This is a genomic window from Nocardia sp. GP40 (assembly GCF_050434125.1).
In the GTDB taxonomy this organism is placed as follows: Bacteria; Actinomycetota; Actinomycetes; order Mycobacteriales; family Mycobacteriaceae; genus Nocardia; species Nocardia albiluteola.
The window spans coordinates 419,679-437,217 of the sequence record NZ_JBNPVW010000003.1 but is presented as its reverse complement, the minus strand read 5'-3'; the positions used below and the strand labels follow the sequence as shown (position 1 = coordinate 437,217).

At 67.5% G+C, this 17,539-nt stretch carries 18 protein-coding genes; 17 read left to right on the top strand and 1 reads right to left on the bottom strand.

Annotated elements, in window-relative coordinates:
• The first annotated feature begins 111 nt into the window (after positions 1 to 111).
• Complete coding sequence (eccA, locus tag ABH933_RS11020; RefSeq protein WP_429416766.1) at positions 112 to 1,947, top strand: type VII secretion AAA-ATPase EccA; 1,836 nt, start codon at positions 112 to 114, stop codon at positions 1,945 to 1,947.
• A gap of 12 nt (positions 1,948 to 1,959) precedes the next feature.
• Here the strand turns inward: eccA and eccB are convergent, their stop codons facing one another.
• On the bottom strand, positions 1,960 to 3,378 hold the full coding sequence (gene eccB / locus ABH933_RS11015) for a type VII secretion protein EccB (protein WP_429416764.1): 1,419 nt from the start codon (positions 3,376 to 3,378) through the stop codon (positions 1,960 to 1,962).
• 372 nt (positions 3,379 to 3,750) lie between these two features.
• Between eccB and ABH933_RS11010 the strand changes: the two genes are divergently transcribed.
• The 16 genes from ABH933_RS11010 to ABH933_RS10935 all read left to right on the top strand — a co-directional run bounded on the left by ABH933_RS11010 (position 3,751) and on the right by ABH933_RS10935 (position 17,513).
• Positions 3,751 to 5,715 carry a hypothetical protein gene (locus ABH933_RS11010; RefSeq protein WP_429416761.1) on the top strand — a complete coding sequence of 655 codons (1,965 nt, stop codon included), beginning with the start codon at positions 3,751 to 3,753 and terminating at the stop codon, positions 5,713 to 5,715.
• Entirely contained in the window at positions 5,712 to 6,518 is an 807-nt protein-coding gene (locus ABH933_RS11005; RefSeq protein ID WP_429416758.1) for an ESX secretion-associated protein EspG, read from the top strand. Before ABH933_RS11010 ends, ABH933_RS11005 begins: the two co-directional genes overlap by 4 nt.
• Entirely contained in the window at positions 6,511 to 8,664 is a 2,154-nt protein-coding gene (locus ABH933_RS11000; RefSeq protein WP_429416755.1) for a hypothetical protein, read from the top strand. Before ABH933_RS11005 ends, ABH933_RS11000 begins: the two co-directional genes overlap by 8 nt.
• Positions 8,661 to 9,491 (top strand): ESX secretion-associated protein EspG, encoded by an 831-nt coding sequence (locus ABH933_RS10995; RefSeq protein WP_429416752.1) that lies wholly within the window; start codon positions 8,661 to 8,663, stop codon positions 9,489 to 9,491. Before ABH933_RS11000 ends, ABH933_RS10995 begins: the two co-directional genes overlap by 4 nt.
• 110 nt (positions 9,492 to 9,601) lie before the next feature.
• On the top strand, positions 9,602 to 9,949 hold the full coding sequence (locus ABH933_RS10990) for a hypothetical protein (protein ID WP_429416749.1): 348 nt from the start codon (positions 9,602 to 9,604) through the stop codon (positions 9,947 to 9,949).
• Position 9,950: 1 nt separating this feature from the next.
• Positions 9,951 to 10,274 (top strand): YbaB/EbfC family nucleoid-associated protein, encoded by a 324-nt coding sequence (locus ABH933_RS10985; RefSeq protein ID WP_429416746.1) that lies wholly within the window; start codon positions 9,951 to 9,953, stop codon positions 10,272 to 10,274.
• Between the two features lie 37 nt (positions 10,275 to 10,311).
• On the top strand, positions 10,312 to 10,968 hold the full coding sequence (locus ABH933_RS10980) for a type VII secretion target (RefSeq protein WP_429416743.1): 657 nt from the start codon (positions 10,312 to 10,314) through the stop codon (positions 10,966 to 10,968).
• On the top strand, positions 10,965 to 12,236 hold the full coding sequence (locus tag ABH933_RS10975; protein ID WP_429416740.1) for a hypothetical protein: 1,272 nt from the start codon (positions 10,965 to 10,967) through the stop codon (positions 12,234 to 12,236). Before ABH933_RS10980 ends, ABH933_RS10975 begins: the two co-directional genes overlap by 4 nt.
• Positions 12,237 to 12,264: 28 nt before the next feature.
• Positions 12,265 to 12,573, top strand: a complete 309-nt coding sequence (locus tag ABH933_RS10970; RefSeq protein ID WP_429416738.1) for a PE family protein — start codon at positions 12,265 to 12,267, stop codon at positions 12,571 to 12,573.
• 21 nt (positions 12,574 to 12,594) lie between these two features.
• Positions 12,595 to 13,560, top strand: a complete 966-nt coding sequence (locus ABH933_RS10965; protein WP_429416734.1) for a PPE domain-containing protein — start codon at positions 12,595 to 12,597, stop codon at positions 13,558 to 13,560.
• A complete protein-coding gene (locus ABH933_RS10960) occupies positions 13,557 to 14,339 on the top strand; it encodes an ESX secretion-associated protein EspG (RefSeq protein ID WP_429416731.1) in 783 nt (260 codons plus the stop codon). Before ABH933_RS10965 ends, ABH933_RS10960 begins: the two co-directional genes overlap by 4 nt.
• A gap of 65 nt (positions 14,340 to 14,404) precedes the next feature.
• Positions 14,405 to 14,743: a WXG100 family type VII secretion target gene (locus tag ABH933_RS10955; RefSeq protein WP_429416728.1), complete on the top strand. Its 339-nt coding sequence runs from the start codon at positions 14,405 to 14,407 to the stop codon at positions 14,741 to 14,743.
• A gap of 35 nt (positions 14,744 to 14,778) precedes the next feature.
• Positions 14,779 to 15,075: a WXG100 family type VII secretion target gene (locus ABH933_RS10950; protein ID WP_429416725.1), complete on the top strand. Its 297-nt coding sequence runs from the start codon at positions 14,779 to 14,781 to the stop codon at positions 15,073 to 15,075.
• Between the two features lie 146 nt (positions 15,076 to 15,221).
• Entirely contained in the window at positions 15,222 to 16,670 is a 1,449-nt protein-coding gene (locus ABH933_RS10945) for a hypothetical protein (protein ID WP_429416722.1), read from the top strand.
• A gap of 51 nt (positions 16,671 to 16,721) precedes the next feature.
• On the top strand, positions 16,722 to 17,063 hold the full coding sequence (locus tag ABH933_RS10940) for a hypothetical protein (RefSeq protein ID WP_429416719.1): 342 nt from the start codon (positions 16,722 to 16,724) through the stop codon (positions 17,061 to 17,063).
• Between the two features lie 6 nt (positions 17,064 to 17,069).
• Complete coding sequence (locus ABH933_RS10935) at positions 17,070 to 17,513, top strand: YbaB/EbfC family nucleoid-associated protein (RefSeq protein ID WP_429416716.1); 444 nt, start codon at positions 17,070 to 17,072, stop codon at positions 17,511 to 17,513.
• The last annotated feature ends 26 nt before the right edge of the window (positions 17,514 to 17,539 follow it).

Here is a 17,539-nt window from a genome sequence, read left to right as displayed (position 1 = left end):
GCGGCCTCCAACAAAGGAAGTGTATCCGAATGGCCGCGGGTAGGCTACGTTGAGTTGTGGGGTACGTCGGTGCCCGGCCGGTCACGGGAAACACGCGGGAGCTATTCGATAATGGCCAGCATCCAGCAAGCGCAAAAGATTTTCGACGCGGGCGTGCTGTCGCTCGGCCTGTCCGTCGACGGCCGGCAGACCACCCGGAATCTCGAATACGCCAGAAAGGCGTTTCAGCGGACGACGGAGCTGGATCCGGGCATGGCCGACGCGTGGCTGGGCCGGGCCGCTGCGGGCACCCTGACCCGCGAGGTGCTGTTCAATCTGGTCAAGACCAGCGACTCGACGCTGGGCCGGGAGCAGCGCCGGCTCGGCCTGCAGTTGCGGGAGCTGTCCGGGCGCTTCGTGGTCGGGCCGTACGTCGACTATCCGCTCGCCACCCGCACCGAGATCTGGCTGGCGCAGGCCACCCGGTTGATCGAGGAGGGCCAGTACGACGAGGCCGAGCGGCTGCTCGACGAACTCGCCCGGCACCGGCGGGCCCAGCCCGCCGCGGACGATGCCGAGGTCGACGGTCGGATCTGTGCCTACGTCCGCGCCCACCTGCACTTCGTCACCCAGCGCTGGAGCGATGTGATGACGGTGCTCACCGGCTCCGCCGACTGGCCCGACGCGTACCTGGCCGCGGGCGCCAATGTCATGGTCGGCTCGGCGTGTGCGCAGCTGGGGCTGTTCGGCGAGGCCACCCGGCGGCTCGAGCTGGCCGAGGCCGGGCCGATTCCCTCGGCGCGCACCACGGCGATGTACTGCCGCGGGCTGTGCCTGCGCGAACAGGGGCACGAGGAGCAGGCGCGGCAGCTGTTCGAGCAGGTGTACTCGGAGGCGCCGGACTTCGAGGCCAACGCGGCCGCCATGCGCGATCCGAAATTCCGGATCACCATCGTCAGCCGGGAGCAGATCGACCGTCGCATCGACCGCTGGGACCCTTCCTCGGCGCCCGATCTGGCCATGGCCGAGGCGGAGACCCGCCAGCGCGAGCACGAGAATCGCGCCAGGACGATCCTCGAGCAGGCCCGCGCCGAACTGGACCAGCAGGTGGGCCTCGCCGCGGTGAAAACCCAGGTCGCCAAGCTGCAGTCGACGGCGATGCTGGCCAAGGTGCGCGCGGAGAAGGGGCTGGCCAGCGTCCCGCGCGGCCAGCATCTCGCGTTCACGGGCCCGCCCGGAACGGGCAAGACGACCGTGGCCCGCGTCATCGCCAAGATCTACTGGGGGCTGGGGCTGCTGAAGAGCGACAAGGTGGTCGAGGCCAAGCGGATCGACTTCGTCGGCGAGCATCTGGGCAGTACCGCGCTGAAGACCTCGGCGCTCATCGACCGCGCGATGGACGGTGTGCTGTTCATCGACGAGGCATACACGCTGGTTCAGACCGGATTGTCGGGCGGGGACGCGTTCGGCAAGGAGGCCGTGGACACGCTGCTGGCCCGGATGGAGAACGATCGCGACCGGCTGATCGTCATCATCGCGGGCTACGATCTCGAGATCGACCGGCTGCTGGCGGCCAACGACGGCCTGGCCTCCCGGTTCGCCAAGCGGGTGAAATTCGAGTCCTACACCCCGTCCGAACTCAGCGGAATCGCGCAGGTCGTCGCTCGTCAGCGGGATTCCACGATCTCCGCCGACGCCTTGGAGCTGCTGGAACGGGCGTGCGATCCGCTCTGCGATCAGCCCAGCACCGACCCGGGCGCCCTGCAGCGCCGCGGCATCGATGTGGCGGGCAACGGCCGCTTCGTGCGCAACGTGATCGAGGCCGCCGAGGAAGAGCGGGAATTCCGGCTGACCGGCGGCGGTATCGAACTCGATGTGTCCGGGCTGGACGAGTCCGCGCTGATGCGGATCGAGGCGGCCGATATGCGCAAGGCCCTCGACGCCGTGCTCGGCTCGCTGAGTGGCTGACCAGCGCGGGGCTCAGCGTTGACTCGGCCGCGGCAGGGTGTCGTAGGCGGTCTGGGCCGCGTCCGGGGTGAGTTCCGGGCCGGGCACGAGCTGGCCGATGATCTCCCACGGCGCCAGTTTGGGCTTGCCGGTCAGGCCCAGGATGGCGGCGGTGGCCGTGTCCGGGATGCCGTATCGAATGCCGTTGTCGGTGATGTAGAAGAGGCTGTCGCGACGCGTGCTGTCGGGTGCGATGCCGGTGGATTGGACGAACTCGCCCGACGAGGGCGCAAGGTAGGCGGCGTCGATCCGGCTCGGGTCGCTGCCGCCGCTGACCATGCCGACCGGGACCGCGGCCGGCGGCATCGGCCAGGAACTGCCCGCGAGCAGGCGCAACGACGCGTTGCCGTCGTCGCTGGAGCGCGACCAGGCGACGCAGGCGACGGGCAGGTCGTCGCCGGACAGGATCTGGGGGCGCGCCGCGGGGAACGCGTTGAGCGGCAGCTCGCTGACCACCGGAATCCCGCGCAGGGCATCCGGCGGCACCGCGATTACATCGTCCATGCCCAGCGAGTCGGCATTGCGGATGAAGTCGGCCGCCAGCGGCGAAATCGCCTGCACACCATCGGGCAGCGCCACGTAGACGTCGGTGGAGCTGGCGCCGCTGACCCTGAGCACCGCGCCGATCTTCACCCCGGGCACCGGACTCGGCCTGCCGAGCTGCGGAATGACCGGCGGCGAGAGTGCGGGTACCGGGACGGTGGCGTCCAGCAGTCCAGAGCCGATGGTTCGAGGTTCGATGCCCTGCAGTTTGAGCGAGCGCACCGTCGCGTCGTTCGCGAGATCCACCTGCGCCCGTTTACCGTCGAAGAGCAGGTAGCTCGTGCCGTTCGAGGCGACCAGCAGCGCCTCGCCCGGGTCGAGCGCCCGCAGGCCGGGACCCAGAGCGGGCCTGCCCGCCACCACGATCCGCGACGCCCCCGACACCGGTGTGACGGACTCGCACATCGTCCAGTCGGAGCCTTTCGCATCCGACCCGGGCAGGGCGTCCGGCGCGCCGGGAATGCCGACCAGCGGGCCGCGCGGATAGCTCGCCAGCTGCGATTCCTTGACCGAAGTGGGAGTTTCCGCAGCGCCGGCGACCAGGCGCGCCGAGGCAAGGTTCAACACCGGATGCAGTGTGCCGTTGCGCAGCACATACAGCGCGCTGCTGTCCTTGCCGACGATGATGTGCGCGTTCCCGACCGCACCCTGAGGACGCAGCAGGCCGAGCACCGCGCAGGCCCCGAGTGCGAGCACCCCCAGCACCATGCTCACCATGAGCGCGCGGAACTGGACCGCCATCGGATCGTGCAGCATCCGGACGTCGCGCCGGATCAGTGCGTGCTCGAACCGCTTCAACAGGAATCGGTACCCGCTGACCTGAGCCCTGGTGGTCAACTGCGTCGGCACGTTACTTCTCCCGGGCTGCTCGGAAATACTGGAATTCTTTTATTCAGGGCGGAGAGTCCCGCGTAATTATATTGCGGAGCGCCAAGTCGAAACATCCGCGAGTCGGCGGATATTTGTGCTCTGCGGGGTGTTTCGCGGACGGTCTCGTTTCTATTTCCGCGGACCTCTGGGCAATGTGTACGAGCGCATGTACCGTTTGCGATGTGAGCGAGCGGAATGCGCCGCCCGCGGACGCCGGGACAGCCTTGACTGTGGGCGCGGCCGCGCGCGAAATCGAATGGAATCGGAACGCTGCGGACGTCGTCCGGGCGTGCCGTGGGATGGGGTCGGCCGGGGGCGCACTCGGCCACTCGCGCTGAACGGGGGGCGACGATGTCGAACAAGACTGCACCGATCGATCAGGTCGGGAACACGTGGGCGGGGTTGTCCGCGCAGGCGGCCAAAGGGGAGGTGCGGTTCGATCCGAAGGTTGCGGCGACGGTGGCGGGGAAGATCATCGCGGTGCTCGAGCAGGTGTCGAACGTCGACAATCAAATCGGCGCAGGGGGATTCGACCTTCCGAAGGGTGCCTTCGGCATGCTTCCCTACGAGAACGGTCTGGCGGAAACCGGCGACTATGTGGGTTCCGGGCCGAGCCCGGGCGAGCAGACGCGACTGATCTACACCACGCTCGCCTCGGACACCCTCAAATCGAGTCTGGACAGCCACGTCAAGGTGCTCAACGAGATGTTGGACACCTATCTCAACATCGGCAAGATGTATCAGGGCACCGACCACGACTCGGCATCGATCTTCGATGATGTAGCGAAACGCCAAGCAGCACTGTCGAATCCGTCGTCGACGACGCCAACTGACGCGGTCACGTTGGACAAGGATGCTCCTTTCGAGAGCCTGACTGTCGACTCCGGGGGGCCGAAGAATTCGCACGCCTACGCGGATCGCCTGGACCACCCCGAGGCGGTGCCGATCGCCGAGCCGAAGTACTACGGGGGTAAGAGTGACAACAAGGCTGTCACCCCGCTCGACGGCACCCAGTTGAGTTACAACGATCTGTACTACCTCGGGTACACCATGGAACCCAACGCCACCAGTAGGACGGCGGGCTTCTGGTGGCAGATGGCGGGGCAGCTCCGTTCGCGGTGCGACGACCTGACGGGTCTGTTCACGAGTAACGGTGGCAAGAACAGCGTCACGACGGCGTGGGACGGCGCGGGGTATTCGGCTGCCGTGCAGTCGATGTCCGCCTACAACGGGCAACTCGATGCGCTGACCGGCGGCATGTACGGCGCGCACGGCATGCTGATGCACGTCGCGAGCTGCATGAGCGCCGTGCAGCCGCAGTTGCCACAGGATCCGGCCCCACCGCCGCCGCCGGCGACCGTGGTGGGAGGCAGGGTCGAGCAACAGATTCCGGACGGCGGCGACACCCGGCCCTACCTCGCGGCCTATGAGAGCGGCTACGCACACAATGTCGTGACCGATCCGTCGTCGTATGTGCCGCAGATCCCGGTCGCCGCGGCGGTGACGTCCGCGTCGGCCAAGGACGCGGGTCCGGGCGGTCCCCTGGGGGATCCGCTCGGGGGCGCGAACAACGGTGGCCTGGGCGCGGGCCTGACGCGGCTCACCGGGCCCCCGGTGAACTCGCTGCATCCATTCACCGGCACAACGCCACTCGGGAACCTCAACGGACTGCTGAACAGCGATCCGCCTGTTATCGCGACTCCGAACCCGCCGGGACAGAATCCTCCCGGCCAGCAGAACCCGCCGGGCCAGAACCCGCCGGGCCAGAACCCGCCGGGCCAGAACCCGCCGGGGCAGAATCCGCCTGGGCAACAACAAGATCCAACAGGGCCACAGCAGAATTCGCAGGGCAACGCGCAGAATGCGTTGAGTCAGGCGGAAAATTCCCTGGGGAAGATGAACCCGGCATCGGCACAGGCGCTGTCGCCGGCCGACAGCGCCCTACGCGACCTGGCCGATGGTCGCAAGGTCCCGCTGAGTGCGGTGAAGGCCGGTGCGTTCGGCGGGCTCGGCGGTGGGGGAGGGCTCGGCGGCGGTCTCGGCGCCGCCGACCTGGCGAAGGAGGCGGCACAAGGCGCCAAACTGTTTCCCCGCGCGCTGGCCGACGTCCAGCAGGAGGCGCTGGACGCGCGAGCGGCCGCGGCGGCCCCGGGTGCAACGTCGATGGGCTCCCCCGGAGGCATGGGCGGCATGGGCGGCGCCAAGCAGGGCGAGGACAAGGAGCGCAAACGCGCCGAATACCTGTCCTCGAAACGGCACCTGGAGGAGGCCTTCGGCAAGCCGCCCTCGGTCTCGAAACCGATTGTTGAACAGTGATATTGGATACTCAACGCAGCTGGAAATGTGACGACCTGGAGTTCCTGGAGAGGTGGCGGGAGCGCACCGGGGATCGATATCCTCCCTCGCCGCTGGCCTTCCGGACTTCGATCGTGAATCCCGATGAGCTGCAACGGCAACGGGCACAGGCCCGGGAGCGTATGAGGGCGTTCCCGGATCCGGTGCTGGACCAGGTGATCGACAGCATCGCCCGGCCCGACATCCGCGTGACGGCGCGGGCGCTCGGTCCGGACCCCCTCGATACCTCGCGATGCGTGCGTATTCTCGCGACCCGGCGGGGTGGCGACGGGTACATCGTCACCCAGCAGCTGGGTCAAAGTGTCTGGCATGCAACGGGATACACGATCAGCGAGTTCCCCGCGACAGCGCTTGCCGATGTCCTGGTGGGGCACTTGCCGAAGGTGGCCCCGGGCCGCCGCGGGGAAGTGGATCTGTCACCGGTGGTGAGCCCGGACGACGTCGATCATTCCCATCATCGTCCGGTGGCGACCGGCTCGGCCGACGACTACGACAGCGACCTCGACCGCGCCCGGGCTCTTGTCGACGCGCCGACCGATTCCCGTGGGGTGATCGAGATCGAGCAGGGCGCTTCGAAATTCGGCCCGCGAGGCCTGCTCCGGCTTCGACTCGGCTGGCGAGACCTCACGGACGACGGCCGGTACGCACTGCTCGACGGGAATCCTCCGCTCGCGGTCGGCGTCGACGCGGCGCGGCTGACCGCATTGATCAACGCCCGGATCATCACGGTGATCGAGACGATTAAGGACGAGAACCATGCCTGACCCCAGCAGCGGCACGGCGAATGCGTCCGGCAGCAACGGGACCGCGTCGGGTTCGTCCACCAGGGCCGACAGCGACCCCACCTATCTCGACACATCGACCGATCCGTCGAGTGTCCAGAGCCCGTGGACCGGCCTCACGGCCCAGCTGCAGGGGAAGACGCTGTCGCTCGGGGACGGGAAGACGGTGTCGATAGCAGATGGTGTGGCGGCAAACTGTGCGGCCGCGGCTTCGGATGCATTGAAGAAAGTGCAGGCCGTGAAACGCGACACGAATGACCTGTACCTGAACGGCGATTCGCCACCGACCGGTATTTTGCCGCCAGGTGATGACGGCACGACTTTGGGTGACACCATGCAACAGGAGTTCAACAAGCAGGCCAATGCTTTCGTCGACTCGCTCGAGCGGCATGAGGCCGTGCTGCAGAGCATGGTCGATACGTTTCACGCCGCCGACCGGGAATATAAGAATACCGATGCCACGAGCGCCGCGACTTTCTCGTCGATAGACGACGGCGGGCACTCCCCAGTGGACGTCAAACAGGTCTTGACCGCGGTTAAGCAAGGTGATTCGGGGGGGATGCAGCATCTACTCGGTTTTCAACCCACAGGTAGGCAGCAGAGTGGCACCCGCACTGTAGTCATTAAGCCCCCGGCCTCGAAAAGCCTTACCGATGATAATTTCAAAACGCTGATCGGGTCGATTCATTATGCGAATTTCGAGCAAGTAGCTGGCCGTTGGATGGATCTATTCGGCCTGTTGAGGGACTGTTTCGTAGCTCTGCAGGGCAACCTGAACAAGGTACTACAGGGCGGCGATTCAACGGCGTGGAGCGGTGTAGGTGCTGCGCAGGCGAACAGGGCATGTCAGGATTACATCGATAACTCGTCGAATCTGCTGTACAGCATGGCGGTAAATGCCGCGAAGCTCATGGATACCGCGGGCTGGCTGCGGCAATTCCAGGCGGCAATGCTTGCGGATTCCGCTACGTTCGCGGCCCAGTATACACATGTCTTAGAAAGTGATATGGGTCAATTCTTCGCTTCTCTCATGGATGTGGGTCCGGCCTGGCGCGATACTTACGACAGCATCTACGCGCCTGGGGCTGTCCAGAGTATGTCGAAACTCCCGGTGGCACCGCTGCCGGCGGATATCGGCGGCGGCGGTGCCATGTCGAATGCGGGGTCGGTGCTCGGCGCGGCGAATGGCGCCGCAAATAGCGGAGATTTGGCGAGTCTGCTCGGCCTGACGCCGAACCCGCAAAATCAGTCGAATCAGAACCAGCAAAATGGGGATGCCGCCACAATCGCCGCGTTGGAGAAACGCTTGGGGCTGGCGCAGCCGAACGCCGCCAACATACAGTCCGCCAACAGTGCGGCAACAGGCGGTCAAAATACGTCGAACGGTGACGCTACGGGCGGGGCGGTCGCCGGGAGCGCTGGGGGTGTCGATGGCTCTGTGGCCTCGACAACCCATAAGTCGACGCCGCCGGGCAAGACACCGCCCCCGGGTAAGACGACACCGCCTGGTGGGACGACACCGCCTGGTGGGACGACACCGCCCGGCGGGACGACACCACCCGGCGGGACGACACCACCCGGCGGGACGACGCCGCCTGGTGGAACTACGCCGCCTGGTGGAACTACGCCGCCCGGCGGGACGACACCACCCGGCCAACCCACGCCGGTGGAACAACAGATCCTCGCCGAGCTGCAAAAGATAGACACGGAGCTCGGCCAAATGCCGTCCGCCGCCGCCGGTCAAACGCTCGCTGGGCAGATCTCCGATCCTTCGGTGGCGGCCGACCAAGGCTCTGCGGGTCTCAGCGCGCTGGCGAATATCGGGCAGCAGGTGACCGGCGTTGTCCAGCAGTTCACGAACCTGGTGGCGCAGGAGGTCCAGCAGCTGACACCGTCCATCGAACAGGCACTGCAGGGTCTCGGGCACCACGATCCGGGCCAACCGCCCTGGGACACAGGCGATCATCCTGGGACACATGCTGGAGCGAACCCGGGGAGCGGAACCGTCGTCGACGCGCCGGTCGCGGCGTCCGCACAGCCGGCGCCCGCCCCGGCAGTCGGCGGAGTGGCTCGGAGCGATGCGGGCTCGCAGGTCGATGCCCCGCCGGAACCATCGGTCGACGCATGATCAAGACCTGGAACCTGACCGATACCGAACTCGACGTCCGGTGGTGCGAGCTCTCCGGTGAGCGGAATCTGCCGCGGCCGTTGTATTACACGACGCGGATCGTGACGGACGTGGAGTACCAGCGGGAGGTCAGGTTCGTCAGCGAACAGTTGAAGGGCAAGCTGGATGCGTCCTTCGACGCCGCACTGAGCATCATGATCGATCCTGATGTGCGCGTGGGGATCCACGGGTTCGACGGCCGGGAGCCGCGCAATGCGGCCGCCCGAATCAGGGTCGCGGCGGCTCGCAAATGGGAGCGGTGTGTGGTCATCACGCAGATACCCGGCGAGACGATCTACCACAGCGGCGGCTATGTCGTGCGCGAGTGCTACGCAACGGAATTGGCCCGGATCCTCGCTGAGCAGCTGCCGGAGGTGGACGCGGGCGGTCGAGGTCGCGTGGAGTTGGCGGACGTGGGGGACCAGTCGGTCGATGACGGGTGGCCGGATCCGGACTACGTCGGCGTCGCCGAGCGTTCCGAGGCATTCCGTAGTGCACCGGCGACGACGGTCGGCCTGTTCGAAATCGAGCAGGGCAGTTCGCGATTCGGGCCGCGTGGGGTGTCACGCCGCATGCTCGAATGGCGTGACCTGGTCGACGACGGCCGCTACGTGATCGACGACAACCGCACGGTGGCGGTTCCGGCCGACCGGAACCAGTTGCGGGTGATGATCAACAACGGGATCGGCACGATCATCGGCATGATCGAGGACGAGACGGGAGTCGGCGGGAGCCTGCGCTCGGTGACCGACTCGGCACGTGTGTCGGTAACCGAAGAACCATGGTGAGCGACATGGGCCGGCCCGGGATGCGCTGGACTGGGGAGGTTCTCGGAATCGGGAGGGGGCCGGTCTCGGTGGAGGCCGAGCATCCCTCCCGCTCGAAGGGTAGGTAGAAAATGCCGGACGAGGAACCGGGCGTACTCACGGGCACTGCCGCATCGTGGTCGGGCTTGATCTCCGTGGAAACCACCGAACTGGGCTTGCCCCTGTCGGTCGATGTGGATCGGTCCGAATTACAACGTGACCCAGCCGATTTGGCCGCCGAGCTGGTGCGGCTGTGCGGGCAGGCGGCGAATCGCGCGCGGCTGACCCGGCGGGCCGAGCTGGCCGAGGCGGGCGTGACCCGCGACGTGCTGGATCGGCTGGGCCTGGCGACCGCGGAGGAGGTCGCCGAGGCCGAGTACGCGCAGGAGGCCGAATACGAGTACATGCCGCGGACCTGGCGCAGCAACGGAGGTGTCTGAGGTGGATATCCGTCAGATGTCGGATGTTTCGGACGCGGTGGACGAATTACGGTCCTATGCAGGACGAATGCGAGAACTGAGCAATCGGATGCGTGCGATTCGGGTGGAGGAGACATCACCGGACGGCTCGGTGACGGTGGCTGTGGACGGCGAGGGGCGCTTGGTGGACATTCGTTTGTCCCACAGCATCTCTCGTCTCACCTCCAGCCAATTCGGCCAGCGACTGGTGGACGCCTCACGCACGGCCGCGCGACGCGCGATGGCCGAGCAGTCCGCTCTGGTCGCGGCGTTCAACGACACCGATCCGCCCAACTCCGACACCTAGTCCCAGCCACGTGGCGTTGAGGCAGAAGGACGACCAGATGAACGAGGTAGTGGTTATCCCCGGCGCCTTCCGCGCGCACGGAGAACTCAATGCCACCCAGGCGGGACTGGTGACCACCGCGGGCACGGTGGACCAGGTCGCCGCGATTCAGGCCGCCACGGCGGTGTTCGGGCCCATCGCGGCGGACTTTCTCGCCGCGTTCGCGGTGGCGCAGGCCAACCACGCACGGGCGGTGGCGGAACTCGCGCAGGTGCATACCGCCACCGCCGCCGCGGCGCAGGCCGCGGCGACCGGTTACGAATCGGCCGATGCGGATTCGGCCGCCGGCTTCGACGGCCTCGCGCCGATCGAAGGTGTGCTGTCGTCCGGGCTCGGCGCCGCCATGTCGCCCTCCGAGGCCTCGCCTGCCGCCGAGTTCGGAAGCGATGCGGTTCCGAATCTCGATGCCGTTCAGAATCTCTCGGAGACGAGCGCACTGCCCGCGGCTCAGCCGCAGGCTTCCGAGACGGATCCGCGGTACCGGTCGGAGTTCGGCAACAATGCGCGCCCCGCCGAGGCTCCGCGTCCGGGGGTGGTATCGGCAGATCCCTTGCCGTCCAGGGCAGTTCCGTTGACCGCGACGGCCCAGCGGGAGGTGGCCCCTCCGATCCCACGGGCGGGCGCGGCTGAATCGACTCCCGTGGAGGCGCTGTGAACTCGTCAGTCCCCGTCCCACCCCCGGCGCCGCTGCATCCGGGAATTCTGGACATGCTGCGGCACAATGCAATCGGTTTGCCCGGAAACCAGTCGGTGGATCAGATCCTGGGCGGCCTCGGCCTGCCGCCGCTGCCGCAGTTCCCGCCGTTGCCCCCGATGCCCGGACTCCCGGCGCTTCCGCCGCTCGACCCGGTGGCGTTGATGCGGCCGATCACCGATCAGTTCGGCCATTTCGGTACCGGGAATCTCGGGATGGGGGCGATCAATCCGTCGCAGTTCTTCTCGCAGGTCTCCGAGGGGCTCACGCAGGTGATGTCTCTGGGGTCGACCGCGATCGGCGCCCTGTCGGCGCTGCAGGGCGCGGGCACGCAGGCCGCGGTGGCGAAAGCGGTTCAGGCGCAGGACAATGCGACCGCGGTCACGCAGCAGGCCACGCTGATTCAGTCGCTGCTCGTGGCGGCCGCGGCGGTCGTTCAGACCGGCAATGCCGAATTGGCCGCCATCGCATCGAAATTGGCCATCGAGATCACCGCCGCGGCGGTGACACCGGGCGCGCAGGCGTTCATCGCGGCCGCCACCGCGGAGGCCGCGGCGGAGGCGGCGGCGGTGGTGGCGCACGTGCGGGCCGAGCTGACCGTGCTGACCACGCAGATGACGGCGGCGGGACAGCCGGTTCCGATCACCAGCCCGCCGAATCCCAAGCCGGGCCCGCCCAAGGATATCGGGAAGGTGCCGTACCACCCCGTGAAGCACGACGTGCCGCCGGTGAAGCCGGTGCCGATTCACGGTAAGAAGGTTGTCGCCAAGCCTGTTCCGCCACTACCCAAGCACAAGGCGCCGGTGACCAAAGGCACGCCGCACCACCATGGCGCCGCGATAGCCGGCGGGGTCGCGCCGATGGGGGCCGCGGCCTACGGTGGCGGCCCGAGCGGGGCCGCGCGGGCGCCGTTGCAGGCCGCCGTGACCGATGCGCCCGGGGAGCCGCGCGCGTCGGCGGTCGTGCGACCGGTCGGGGCGGATGCGACGGCGAGCACGGAACTGGCGGCCGGGGAGACCACCGCGGCGCGGTCGGGCGCCCCGATGATGCCGATGGGCGCCGGGATGGGCGCGCGAGCCGCCGAGCTGTCGGTGGCCTCGCGCGACTACCTGGTGAACGCCGAGCACGGCGACGAGGTCGTCGGCGAGCTGGACGATGTCGCGAAGCCGGTCGTCGGCGGACTGGTTGCGGCCGTGGCGAATTCGCCGGACAAGGCATTGACGCTGTAGCCCGCCGCGGGACGACCAGGGAGAAACCATGAGTGGATACGTCGAATTCGATGCGGTGTCGGCCGACCGGGTGGCGGCGCGGCTGGACGCGCTGGCCGACCGCCTCGACGGCGCGCTGAGAGGACGGCAGGGAGCGCTGTCGCCCGTGCCCGCCGCGCTGGACGAGGTGTCGGTGCATGCCGCGAGGACGTTCGAAACCGTCGGTGCAGTTTTCGGAGCGTCCTATGCGAACGGAGTGCTCGAGTTGCGGAAGCTGGCCGCGCACATGCGCTCTCACTCCCACTCGTTCCGCACCATGGATGCGCAATCCGCGGCGTACTTCGATGGCTTGCGCTGAGCGGGTGTGCGGGAGTTGGCGATGATCGAGGCGAACGGATTCACCGGGCGGGTGTGGGAGGCGACACCCGCGGACAAGCTGACTCGTGATCTGGTCACCGGGCCGGGGGCGCTACCCATGGTCGATGCGGGCATCGCGTTCGGAGAATTGTCGACGGTCCTGAGCGAGGCCGCGGTGGAATATCAAGCGATACTCGGTGAACTGGCCGACGCGTGGCGGTCGGCGGGTAGCGGGGAGGGGGTGCAGCGGCTCACGGGGTTGCGTAACTGGCTGGCCGACGCCGCCGAAGCGGCGGCAGTGAGCGCCGCGCGCGCGGAGGCGCAAGCCGTCGCCTACACCACCGCCTTGGCCGCCATGCCCGGGGAGGCCGAGCAAGCTGTGTGGCAGGCCGTGAAAGATGTTACTGCACCGCAATTTCCACTGGGCGGATCCCTACTGGGCGCGGTCGCGAGCCGCGAGTCCGAGGCACATGCGATGAGATCGATTGCGGCGCAGGTCATGCGGAGCTACGAGGCGGCGACCACGCCCGTCGCGCAGCCGTGGACGCCGCCCGCGGCGCCCGTGGTGACGAGCGATGCCGCCCTGCTGGCCGAGCGGCAGGTAGCCGTGGAGGCGTGTCCGGCAGAGCCGAGTGCGGTCGTGCCGCGATTGCCGGTCGCCACGGGGACTCCCGTTCCCGCCGCGACGCCCACGCTCGCTGCCGCACTCGGTGAGCACGTGCCGGTCGACCGGCAAGCGTTTGCGGCGCACCCGGTTGTCCAAACGGCCGCGTCGTCGACGCAGCTCGCACCGCCGCCGATGGTGCCGATGGCGCCCGCGGCCGCCGCGAACGACCACTCGCCCGTCCGCCCGGCCGCGAGCCCCTGTACGACCGCCGAGCCCGACGCACTGGGCATCGGCGCCGGAGTGGCCGGAACTCCCGCCGTGTTCGGTGGAACCGCCGCCGCGCAGGCGTCGACGATTGCTCCGGGACAGGAGCGGATATGACGACAATGTCATCGGATGTGCTTATGGTCGCCGCCGATCTGCTCGAAATCCCCACTTTGCCAGTGGTATTGGCATTGGAGCCGCACCACGAGACGATCGCGGAGGCCCGGGCCGCCTACGAGGCGGGGCTCGACACCTTGCGCGGGCACGGTCTCGTGGATGAATACGGCGGCGTGACATCCGATGTGGCCTCGGCGTTGTACACGCTGGCGCAACCGGAGCGGCAGCTGGTCGCCCGGTCCTTCGGGCCGGCCGGAATCCGGCGGATGTGCCTGGCGCGGCGCGGCGGCAATCATGCCCTGGCTGTGCGCGAGGAGGATTCCGTCGACATTCGCGAGATATGGTGTGACGACGATCCTTCGACGCTGGCACGGATTGTCGGTAGGTTCGTGGGCCGGCTTCCCGCCGCCGATATTCCCGTCTTGTGTGCCCCGGCCGCCGATATCGCCGAAAGGCTCGACACAGCACTGGATTCGGCCGACCTCACCGATGTGGCCTACCACTTCGGTGCGACGGGACAGGAGGCCGTCCACTTCGGCTCGGCCATGTCGACCTGCCATTCCCATACCGAAATCGTCTGCTACGGAGAGGATGCCGCGGCCGTTGTCGGCGCGGTCGCGGTGTACGACACCGACCGCGGTCGCATCGTCGCCGCCCCCGACTCGCCGCCCGGCGATCCTCGCACCTGGACCACCCTCACATCGGGCTCCGATCATCGTCTCGCACAGGCGATCTCGAACATGATCGAAGCCCTACCGGGAGGACGGTGGATGCCTTAGCCCCGCACATCAGCCCACGTAATCGATCGAGACCCCGAAGACACTGAGGAAAGAGGTGGCCACCGATGGCCCAAGACATCTCCATTGACCATGGACAATTCATGCAGGCGACGGGACACATGCGCGACAATGTGGTGCCCGCGCTCCAGCGCACCGCGACGCAGCTGGAAGCCAGCGTGCAGGCCGCCGGCGCCGGATGGAAGGGCGAGGCGAAGAGGTCCTTCGACAAGTTCGCCAGCAATCTGCACGGCGCGATCCAACAGCTGCACCAATCCCTCGGCGACGTGACAACGGCGCTCGCGGAGGGCAACAAGCACCTCGGCACGAACGACGTGAGCAACGCCGATCTATTCGGCCAGGCCGGGAACGGCCTCGAATCCGCGCCCCTGACCAACCTCGTCTGAGCCGGGACGCGCATACAACAAGAAAGGATTCCACCATGAACGACGATTTGATGCAGTACAGCGCGGCGCACATCAATGAGCTGCTGGGAAATCTGGACAAACATCACGGTGACCTGCAGACTACACACGGCGATGCGCACGATGCTCACGCCAAGATCATGGGCGTCTGGAACGGTACGGGCGCAGAGGCGTACGCTGCCGCATTCGCGAAGTACGTCAAGGCGCACGAAAACGTGATGCACGTTCTGAAGAGCGGACGCGGAGGGGTCGAGCAGGCCCATATCAACACGACGCACGCGGACAACGGTGTCGGGCAAATGTTCGGCGCTTGATGATCACCCATCACCGCCTGCGCCTGCGACCGCTGGACCCGCAGGCCCAGGCGGGTTTCCGCCGTCCGTGATGCCCGAACGCAGTGAATCGGGCCAAGCGCCTTCCGTCAATGGCGACGGTGAGCGTTCGAACAGGAGCGACGACCATGTCAGACACCCCCGCAGACGACGGCGTGCCGAGTCGCGTGGAGGACGGGCCGAAGCCGGATATCGGCTTCACGTTGGGAGACATCGAATCCCATGCCGGCCCCGACCTGCGGGCCCCGGATGCCGACACCGATGTCGATCCGGCGTCGGCGGGGGTGTTTCCCGCTTTCGCACCGGAGGTGCCGCCCGACGGAGGGGAGATGGCACCGACCGGCGAGCCGCACACGCGCACACGCGAAGTGGCGTACGCCGTCGCCAGGCAGTTGGCGCAGGCGGCGCCTGAGGGATGGACGCGCCTGGACGCGGTGTTCTCGATGACGGTCACCGACGCGTTCCGGCGGGTGTTCTACACCCTCTCCGATGAGACCCTCGTCGAGGCGGTCCCCGCGGAGTCGATCGTCATACTGGCTGGCGCACAACGGGAGTCGGTGGCCGAGCTGGATGGTGAACCGTGGTGGCGAATGATCCTCGGCCTACGTGAGGACGGGGAGATCACCGTCGACTACGACTACGGCGAGGAGCCCTTCCCGCCGGAGCAACTGCTCTCGCCGCAGGCGTATCTCAATGATCTCGCGGTATTTCCGCGCGCGCGGCTACCGCTGTGGCTGGCCGCGTATATCGCCCGTGACGGGCGGCAGATGCGACCCCCCGAGCGTGCGGTGCTCCAGGTGGAGCTGGACCGTGTCGCCGGAGCCCGCGCCACCCCCGTCGACGAGGAATTTCCGCCCCTGGGGATCGTGTGGGCCCGGTGGGCAACACTCGCGGCGGTATTCGTGGCGACCGGATCGGATCGGGGACCGCGAATTCTTCCGTCGCTGGGGTGGTTCGAGGGCACCGCGCGTGGCGGCAGCACCCTGTTCCTGATTCCGGGCGGACGCGCTGTGCTCTCGGGCGGCGTCTGGAACGCGCCCGAGGTGGAGGCGGCCTACAACGGACTGCGGGACATGCCCGAGTTGTATCGTGGCGCGCCCTACTGGGTGGCTAATCAGGTGCTGAATTCTCGTGCCTCGCAAGGTACCCTGTCGTTCTGCTACTGGTGGGACGGAACCGGTTGGTACCGCGGAGATTCGCCGTCTCCGTCCGCGTTCACCGCTGCGGTTCCGGGCATCTGGACCGCCGAGACCGTCGTCGGCATCGTCGCAGCCAGGTTCGGCGCCGAGACCGACCCGAGTGTTCGGGCCGCCGCCGGCACGCTGCTGGCCGCCGCCGAACGGGCCGAGGTTCGTCGCGAGCATCTGGTGGACGTACTCGCCACAAACTCCGAATCCGACCTCGACGGCGCGTACTACCAGTTCTGCCTTGCCGGGCTCACCGCGCCCGAAGTCTCGGCGATGACCGAGCCGCCGGCAGAACACCGTGTCCCGCAAGCCATTGCCGGCACGGGCTCGGATTCCATGCCGGATCCACTGGCTGTGCTGGTGTCCGATCGGGGGAACGGGGACCTGTGATGTGCGGGGGTGGCAGGGGGAATTGTCGGAAGTCGTTGTCAGGAGATGGAAATGGCTGAGCAGGTCAGTGTCGAGTTCGCCGAGGCCAAAATAGCGGCGCGGAATCTTGACGACGCGGGTGAGAAGGTCGGCGAGGTTCGGTCGGACGTGGCGGACACCCGGGAAGACTTCGAGAGTTCGCCGGTGTGGGGCACCGGCGACATCGGCCAGGGCTTCGAAGAGAACTACAAGCCGCTGGCCGACAACCTGACCACATTGCTGGACAGCTACCACAAGACGCTCACCGGTGAGAACGGCCTCGCCGGTGCGCTGGCCAACTCCATCGACAGGTTCAACCGGGTCGACCAGGCGTCCGCGGAGGGGTTCGGTGGCGCGGGAACCTTGGAAGTGTAGGCCGCCATGTTCGGAGGAGCTGCCGGGCGCGCCCGGCTGGACGAGTTGATGGACGCGGTCCACACGGGCATGGCGAGCATCGCGGCCGCGCAGGAGGAACGGGCGAGACTCACCGCGACCGCAACCGAGGCCGGTCGGCGGGTGACCGTGACGGTGAACGCCGACGGGATCGTCATCGAGACCCGTTTCTCCGGCGACGTCGACGAGCTCACCTACGACGAGATCGCCGCTGCGGTGACCAAGGCAACTCAGCGGGCCGCCGCCGATGTGCGGGCGCGGTCGGCCGACGTAATGTCCGGCGCGCAACAGGATTTCGGAGGCATTCCCGCGTTCGACGATCTCGCCGCCGACTTCCCCGACTTCACCAAGCTCGTCCCGCCCGCGCCGGAGGTTTCGCTGGCGCCGCCACCGGCTTCGACGTCGCCGGTAGCGGACGAGGACGGCTGGTGACAGTTTGCCTCGAATGTCTTGGTAGG

Excerpts from the sequence above, each read along its gene's own strand:
- eccA (WP_429416766.1), top strand. The coding sequence starts at position 112 with ATGGCCAGCATCCAGCAAGCGCAAAAGATTTTCGACGCGGGCGTGCTG.
- ABH933_RS11010 (WP_429416761.1), top strand. The coding sequence starts at position 3,751 with ATGTCGAACAAGACTGCACCGATCGATCAGGTCGGGAACACGTGGGCG.
- ABH933_RS11000 (WP_429416755.1), top strand. The coding sequence starts at position 6,511 with ATGCCTGACCCCAGCAGCGGCACGGCGAATGCGTCCGGCAGCAACGGG.
- ABH933_RS10995 (WP_429416752.1), top strand. The coding sequence starts at position 8,661 with ATGATCAAGACCTGGAACCTGACCGATACCGAACTCGACGTCCGGTGG.
- ABH933_RS10990 (WP_429416749.1), top strand. The coding sequence starts at position 9,602 with ATGCCGGACGAGGAACCGGGCGTACTCACGGGCACTGCCGCATCGTGG.
- ABH933_RS10980 (WP_429416743.1), top strand. The coding sequence starts at position 10,312 with ATGAACGAGGTAGTGGTTATCCCCGGCGCCTTCCGCGCGCACGGAGAA.
- ABH933_RS10970 (WP_429416738.1), top strand. The coding sequence starts at position 12,265 with ATGAGTGGATACGTCGAATTCGATGCGGTGTCGGCCGACCGGGTGGCG.
- ABH933_RS10965 (WP_429416734.1), top strand. The coding sequence starts at position 12,595 with ATGATCGAGGCGAACGGATTCACCGGGCGGGTGTGGGAGGCGACACCC.
- ABH933_RS10960 (WP_429416731.1), top strand. The coding sequence starts at position 13,557 with ATGACGACAATGTCATCGGATGTGCTTATGGTCGCCGCCGATCTGCTC.
- ABH933_RS10955 (WP_429416728.1), top strand. The coding sequence starts at position 14,405 with ATGGCCCAAGACATCTCCATTGACCATGGACAATTCATGCAGGCGACG.
- ABH933_RS10950 (WP_429416725.1), top strand. The coding sequence starts at position 14,779 with ATGAACGACGATTTGATGCAGTACAGCGCGGCGCACATCAATGAGCTG.
- ABH933_RS10945 (WP_429416722.1), top strand. The coding sequence starts at position 15,222 with ATGTCAGACACCCCCGCAGACGACGGCGTGCCGAGTCGCGTGGAGGAC.
- ABH933_RS10940 (WP_429416719.1), top strand. The coding sequence starts at position 16,722 with ATGGCTGAGCAGGTCAGTGTCGAGTTCGCCGAGGCCAAAATAGCGGCG.
- ABH933_RS10935 (WP_429416716.1), top strand. The coding sequence starts at position 17,070 with ATGTTCGGAGGAGCTGCCGGGCGCGCCCGGCTGGACGAGTTGATGGAC.